The organism is Methanosphaera sp. DEW79, from assembly GCF_003266085.1.
Taxonomy (GTDB): domain Archaea; phylum Methanobacteriota; class Methanobacteria; order Methanobacteriales; family Methanobacteriaceae; genus Methanosphaera; species Methanosphaera stadtmanae.
Genome location: NZ_MUZW01000015.1, coordinates 1 through 6,665 on the forward strand (window position 1 = coordinate 1; position 6,665 = coordinate 6,665).

7 protein-coding genes are annotated in these 6,665 nt (G+C 27.5%); 1 reads left to right on the forward strand and 6 read right to left on the reverse strand.

What is annotated here, in order from left to right; translation table 11 throughout:
- Nucleotides 1-154 precede the first annotated feature (154 nt).
- Both truD and BZ132_RS01175 read right to left on the reverse strand, forming a co-directional pair.
- Nucleotides 155-1,405, reverse strand: a complete 1,251-nt coding sequence (truD, locus tag BZ132_RS01170) for a tRNA pseudouridine(13) synthase TruD (RefSeq protein WP_112149305.1) — start codon at nt 1,403-1,405, stop codon at nt 155-157.
- 84 nt (nt 1,406-1,489) lie between these two features.
- On the reverse strand, nt 1,490-1,927 hold the full coding sequence (locus tag BZ132_RS01175; RefSeq protein ID WP_048059677.1) for a hypothetical protein: 438 nt from the start codon (nt 1,925-1,927) through the stop codon (nt 1,490-1,492).
- A gap of 150 nt (nt 1,928-2,077) precedes the next feature.
- Between BZ132_RS01175 and glf the strand changes: the two genes are divergently transcribed.
- Complete coding sequence (glf, locus tag BZ132_RS01180; RefSeq protein ID WP_011405839.1) at nt 2,078-3,175, forward strand: UDP-galactopyranose mutase; 1,098 nt, start codon at nt 2,078-2,080, stop codon at nt 3,173-3,175.
- A 63-nt stretch (nt 3,176-3,238) separates the two neighbouring features.
- Here glf and BZ132_RS01185 read toward each other — a convergent pair whose 3' ends face one another.
- The 4 genes from BZ132_RS01185 to BZ132_RS01200 form a co-directional block, all read right to left on the reverse strand.
- Entirely contained in the window at nt 3,239-5,434 is a 2,196-nt protein-coding gene (locus BZ132_RS01185; RefSeq protein ID WP_286940199.1) for a cation-translocating P-type ATPase, read from the reverse strand.
- A gap of 11 nt (nt 5,435-5,445) precedes the next feature.
- A complete protein-coding gene (locus tag BZ132_RS01190; protein ID WP_112149309.1) occupies nt 5,446-5,670 on the reverse strand; it encodes a heavy-metal-associated domain-containing protein in 225 nt (74 codons plus the stop codon).
- 152 nt (nt 5,671-5,822) lie between these two features.
- Entirely contained in the window at nt 5,823-6,227 is a 405-nt protein-coding gene (locus tag BZ132_RS01195) for a DUF126 domain-containing protein (protein WP_011405841.1), read from the reverse strand.
- A gap of 25 nt (nt 6,228-6,252) precedes the next feature.
- Nucleotides 6,253-6,665: hypothetical protein (locus BZ132_RS01200; RefSeq protein WP_286940201.1), on the reverse strand; the 413-nt coding region annotated here is incomplete at its 5' end.

The following is a 6,665-nucleotide window of genomic DNA, read 5'->3' on the forward strand; positions in this document are numbered from 1 at the left end:
ATAAAGGATTAAAACTTTAAAAAAACATGAATATGTACTTATATTTTTAAATATATGTATACAAATATTTTTTTAGTTTTATATTCTATTTTTAAAGTTTTTTTTTTACATGAGAGTATAAATTATTTTTTTTAATTAGTTTCATTAAATAGAATCATATATTTTTTTTCATTATCTCACGTAGTACTGCTGTTGCATAGCAGCCACGTGGAATAAAAAATTCCACATCTATACCATCACATGTTTTTGTAACAGAGGTATCTTCTATTTTAAATCTAAGTGATCTTCTAATACCATGACTTCCAAGTTTTGGTGTTTTTGGACATTTAAATGATTCTTTTGTAATATTTTCTTCTTCTATAATTCTTTTTTCAATTTCTCCTTGTTTTCCTTCAGCATATGGTACCTTTGATCCATATAATGGTCCTGTAGGATTTAGTGTAAACTTATTCATATCATCTTCTATTGTATCTTCATCTATTTCATGAACCCAACGTTCTTCTTCATTTATAATTATGTCTCCTGGAAGATACTTGTTTATTCCTATTTTTGAACGTTCATTTACTACTTTGTTAAATAGGTATGATTCATATGCATTTACAAACATTCTTTTTAAGGGTTTTGGTAGTGATTCTATTGCTCTGATATAATCTTTTTCAGTAATTTCACCATGTTTTTCTTTTGATAGTATTAATTCTTTAAGCATGGATTTTTCATATCTCATACTTTTTGGCATAAGATCATATGATTCTTGTAATTTTCCTTCATCATATAATTGTCTTGCTTCAAAGGGTTGATTATGTTCATTTTTATTAGGATTTCCTATATATGTATCAACTGCTTTTTTAATATCTCCTTCTACAAGACATTTACCAACAAGATGGGTTGTACTTCTAACTTCACCAAAGCGTTGAAAACCATAAAAATTAGGAACACCAGTAACTTTTAATGATTCAAGAACATCTTCAGCAATATCTTTATCTTCTACAGGATTGTTAGTATTTTTTATATGTATTTTGAATTTATTACCCTTAAGTTGTCCCATTCTAAGTTTTTTCTGGTTTTGTTTAATATCTAAAACTTTAACATTATGTAATACTTCTTCAAAATCAGGTAATTCTTCTGGTGTAATGTTACTAATACAAAGCCATTGTCTTGTAATAGCAGAACGATCCTTCATCCCGGCAAAACCTGTACGTTTACGACTAATATGAAGATATTTTGCCATATCAAGCACCACATCAAGTGTTGTTCTACCTTCTTTTTCTATTTGTATCCATGTATTTGGACCATTGCCTGTTGGTAATTGGAGAGGTACCTCTTCAACATAAAAATCCTTATTTTCATTACGTATTGTTCCACCAATACCTTTATTGTCTGTTATAAAATTCTTAGCATTTAACATTTATTCCCATCCCTAAATTAAAATATAAAAAAAAGAAAATAGGTAAAAATTACTTATTCAATACCAGTATTTTCTGTGGCTATATTAATCCATACTTAGTTCTGTATTAGTATTTCCAGAGTCACCATCAGTTAATCCACCATTGCCTGAAGTATCAGGATTATTATTTTCATTATTATCAGTAGTAGGTGCATGATTATTATTCTGTGGATTATTATTCCAGTATTTATTATTTGAATAACTATTATCTGCACTTGGAGATTTTCTATCATTTGCAGTAGATAATTGTTGATTACTATTATCTACTGGATTAGTAGTAGATTCAACTTCAGCATTGGTACTGTCTGTTATTTCATTTGTTTTATTAGTTGTATTATTATCTTCACTTAATAATGAAATTACATCATCATCAACCTTAATATTATCCTCAACAAGACTTGGTATCATTCCATAAGTAGCCACAATAGATAATATTATAATTGATAATACAAGTAGTAGAACAGATAGTCTTTTATCTTTCATATTAATCAACTATATATTATATAAGTAATTCTATCTATTTAATAATAGCTAAAAATAAAAATAATAAAAAAGAAAAAAATAATTAAAAAAGGAAAAACTCGAAAAAATAACATCAATAATATCATGGATGAAATATAAAGGAGTATAACTATGGAATATGACTATTTAATCGTTGGTTCAGGACTTTTTGGTTCAGTATTTGCACATGAAATGAATAAGATCGGAAAGAAATGTTTAATAATAGAAAAAAGAAGTACAATTGGTGGAAATATATACACACAAAACATTGAAAATATTAATGTTCATAAATATGGAGCACATATCTTTCATACAAATGATGAAGAAGTATGGACATATATCAATCAATTTACAAAATTCAATAGATTTACAAATTCACCAGTAGTAAATTATAAAGGTAAATTATATAATCTTCCATTTAATATGAATACATTCTATCAAATATGGGGTGTAAAAACACCTGCCGAAGCAAAAGAAATAATAGAAAAAGAAAAAAGTGAATATAAAATAGAAACTCCTAAAAACTTGGAAGAACAAGCAATAAGTCTAGTTGGAACAACTATCTATGAAATTCTAATAAAAGGATACACAGAAAAACAATGGGAAAAACCATGTGATAAACTACCATCATTTATCATTAAAAGACTACCTGTACGTTTCACATTTGATAATAATTACTTCAATGATTTATATCAGGGAATACCAATAGGTGGATATACACAGATAATAGAAAAACTACTTGAAGGAATAGATGTAAAACTAAATACTGATTACTTTAATAATAAAGAAAAATGGGATAAAATTTCAGATAAAATACTCTTTACTGGAATGATAGATCAATACTATGATTATTGTTATGGTGAATTAGAATATAGGGGATTGAATTTTGAAACAGAAGTCTTAGATACTGATAATTATCAAGGAAATGCTGTATTTAATTATACAGAAGCAGAAATTCCATATACAAGAATAATAGAACATAAACACTTTGAAAATGCACAGTCTGATAAAACAGTAATTACTCATGAATATCCAAAAACATGGACTAAAAACGAAGAAGCATACTATCCAATAAATGATGAGAGAAACTCAGCATTATATGAAAAATATAACAAATTAGCAAAAAAAGAATCAAAAATACTCTTTGGTGGAAGACTTGGAATGTATAAGTACATGAACATGGATGAAGTAATAAAAGAAGCATTAAATCTTGTTAAATCAGAAAAATAATATATTTTTACTTTCTTTTATCTTTGTAAAAGTTTTTCATAAAAAAAAGGAATTTAGAGATAACTATTCTCTAAAAATTTCTGGAACATAACTTCTAAGTAGAAGTGATAATGTAATTACAGTTACAGAACTTAAAGCCATGGCAAGTGCACTGTATTCTGGTCTAAATAATATATTCCAGGGTATAAGAGCACCAGCAGCAATAGGAATTAAAACAACATTGTATGCAAATGCCCAGAAAAGATTTAATCTAACACGACTCATAGTTTTTCTACTTATTTGAATTGATGCAACAGCATTTAATAAATCCCCATTAATCAATATAATATCTCCAGATTCTATTGCAACATCAGTACCTGTACCTATTGCAATTCCAACATTAGATTTTGTAAGGGATGGAGCATCATTAATACCATCACCAATAAAGGCAACAATCTCACCTTCACTTTGTAGTTTTTTAACATAGTCGAGTTTTTCTTGTGGAAGAACTTCTGAGACTACATTACTAATACCTACTTGTTTTGCAACAATGGATGAAGTATTTTTATTATCTCCACTAATCATTGTGGTTTTAATATTCATTTTATGTAATTGATCAATAGCTTTTTTACTATTTTCTTTTATAACATCACTTACTGAAAGAATTGCTATGATATTTTTATTATCTGCAAGAATGATACTTGTTTTCATATTAAGTTCTTCATTTTCAAAATCTTTCAATATATTTTCAGGAATAGGTACGTTATTATCATTAAGTATTTTTTTATTACCAATAATATAGTCTCTATTATTTATTGTAGCTTGAACTCCTTTTCCTGAAATATTTTCAAACTCATCAACATCATATAATTCAAATTCATTCTTTTTTTGGTTATTAAAAAGTGCCTGAGCAATTGGGTGTTGTGAATATTGTTCTATTGAACGGGCAATCATAAGTACTTCCTCATCACTTTCTGTAGAATAATTTATTATATTAGATAATACGGGTTGACCAACAGTAATTGTACCAGTTTTATCAAGTAGTACATGTGTTATTTGTTGTGATACTTCAAGTGTTTGACCATCCTTTATTAATATACCATTTTTAGCAGCAAGTCCAACTCCAACTGTTAGTGCTGTTGGAATAGCAAGTCCAAGTGCACATGGACAGGCCACAACAACAATTGATATGAATATACTTAAACTATAGAGTAGTGGACTACCATATATAACATACCATATAATAAAACAGATAACTGCTATTGTTAGTATTCCTGGAATGAAGTATGTAATTACCTTATCTGCAAGTTTTTGTATTGGAGGACTTGAATTTTGTGCATCTTGTACCATTGATATAATTTGTGAAAGTACTGTTTTATCACCAGTATTTGTTACTTTGAATTTAAATGTTCCATCTTTATTTATAGATCCACCAATTACAACATCTCCCACATTTTTTTCTATTGGTGTACTTTCTCCTGTTACTAATGATTCATCAACATAACTTTTTCCTTCTATTATCTGTCCATCTAAGGGTATTTTTTCACCAGGTTTTATAACAACAATATTGCCCTTTAATACCTTGTTAATATCAACAGTTTCTGTTATTGTTTTTTCATTTATTGTTTTTTCTATTGTAGCTTCTGTTGCTTTTAATTCAACTAATTTATTTATTGAATCTGATGTTTTTGATTTTGCTCTATCTTCAAGATATTTTCCTAGCATTAAGAAAGAACCAAGCATAATACTTGTATCATATAACATGAAATGTGATTCTCCAAGTAGGCCAAATGTACTAAGTAGACTTGCTATAAATGAAATTCCAATACCTAATGTGTACATTACATCCATGTTTAGGTTATGATGTTTAATGGAATTAATTCCTGATATTATAATAGGGGAACATACATAGATAAATGGTAGTATTGTTATTGCTAGTTGTATGTATGATTCATTTCCATTAAAATTAAAGTTACTAAACATTAAATACATTAAAATTGCTGAAAAGAAGAATCCAACAATAATTCTATGGAGTTTTTTTCTTAGATTCTGGTTATGTTTTTCTTCAATTATATTGTTATTAATAGAATTATTGTCATGAATACCCATATATTCATAACCAATACTATTAATCCTATCCCCAATATCTTTAACTGTTACAACAGTAGGATTAAAAATAACTTCTGCTGTTTCAGAGATAAGATTAACATGTATTGAATAAACTCCGGGCATTTTTGAAATTGTGGAGGTTACAGCTTTTGAACACATTACACAGGTCATTCCACCTATGTTTAAGGTTTTTTTTTGATAGTTGCACTAAATCCTATATTATCAAGGGCACTTATTATTTCTTCAACATCTACTTTTTCTTCATCATATGTTACTGATACATCTTTTGATTCAAGATTGCATGAGATGTTACTAATATTTTCATTGTTACTTAGTGTTTTTGTGATTGTGTTAACACAAGCATTACATGCCATATCTTCAACTTTGAAAACATCTTCTTTAGTCATTTAGTTTCCTCCTTTTTTTTATTTTCTAGATATATTTTTCTTGTATATATGGTTTTTTCTAAAAACTATGATATATAAATTTAGGTTATCCTAATTAATACATATGTAACAACATTAAAAAAGATTAATTAATTAAAAAAATAAGAGGAAGGTTAATTGATTACTATAGTTGAATTATCTGCATCTACAGTAATTTCATCGTTTGTATTAATTGTATTTATAATATCCACATCAGGATTATCAACCATTGGTATTTTAGAAATAATGGCTCCAATAGCAATAATTGGTTCAGCTTTTTGACAAATAATAGCACGTGGTGCTGTGTTATTCTTAGCCATTTGGTAAATAACATAAGATCCAACAGTAGATCCCTTACCTGAAGGTATAACTAGTATTTTATCAGTAATGCATTCATTGTATAATTCATGTTTTTTATCTATAACAATACCAGTTTTAGGATCAACTCCTCCTAGAAAACTAATAGGATCCTTTGTTACTAAAGCATTACCTGAATCTTTACCCTTAGATATTATTCTACATTTTATATTACTACTCATCTATAAACTCCTCTTATTATGATACTTATAACATTCCTTCAGATCTAATTAAATCAATGAATGTTTTTACTTCACCAGATTTTTTAGAATCTTTTGATTTTGGCTCTGTTTTTGCTTTTGATTGTTCTTTTTTAGGTTCTGTTTTCTGTGTTTCTTTTGGTTTTTCTGTTGTTGTATTATCTACTATTAGTCCTTGTTCTCTTAGTGTTTGTGTGAATGATTTTTGTGTATCTTGTGTTTCTGGTTTTTCTTTTTTAGTTTCTTTTTTAGTTTCTTTTTTAGTTTCTTTTTTAGGTTCTTTTTTAGGTTCTTTTTTCTGTGTTTCTTTTGGTTTTTCTGTTGTTGTATTATCCACTATTAGTCCTTGTTCTCTTAGTGTTTGTGTGAATGATTTTTGTGTATCTTGTGTTTTTTGTTGTTCTTTTTTAGTTTCTTTTT

Bases quoted from the DNA above. Each gene is read 5' to 3' on its own strand.
- BZ132_RS01190 (WP_112149309.1), bottom strand. From the start codon at position 5,670: ATGACTAAAGAAGATGTTTTCAAAGTTGAAGATATGGCATGTAATGCT.
- BZ132_RS01195 (WP_011405841.1), bottom strand. From the start codon at position 6,227: ATGAGTAGTAATATAAAATGTAGAATAATATCTAAGGGTAAAGATTCA.
- BZ132_RS01185 (WP_286940199.1), bottom strand. From the start codon at position 5,434: ATGACCTGTGTAATGTGTTCAAAAGCTGTAACCTCCACAATTTCAAAA.
- glf (WP_011405839.1), top strand. From the start codon at position 2,078: ATGGAATATGACTATTTAATCGTTGGTTCAGGACTTTTTGGTTCAGTA.
- truD (WP_112149305.1), bottom strand. From the start codon at position 1,405: ATGTTAAATGCTAAGAATTTTATAACAGACAATAAAGGTATTGGTGGA.
- BZ132_RS01175 (WP_048059677.1), bottom strand. From the start codon at position 1,927: ATGAAAGATAAAAGACTATCTGTTCTACTACTTGTATTATCAATTATA.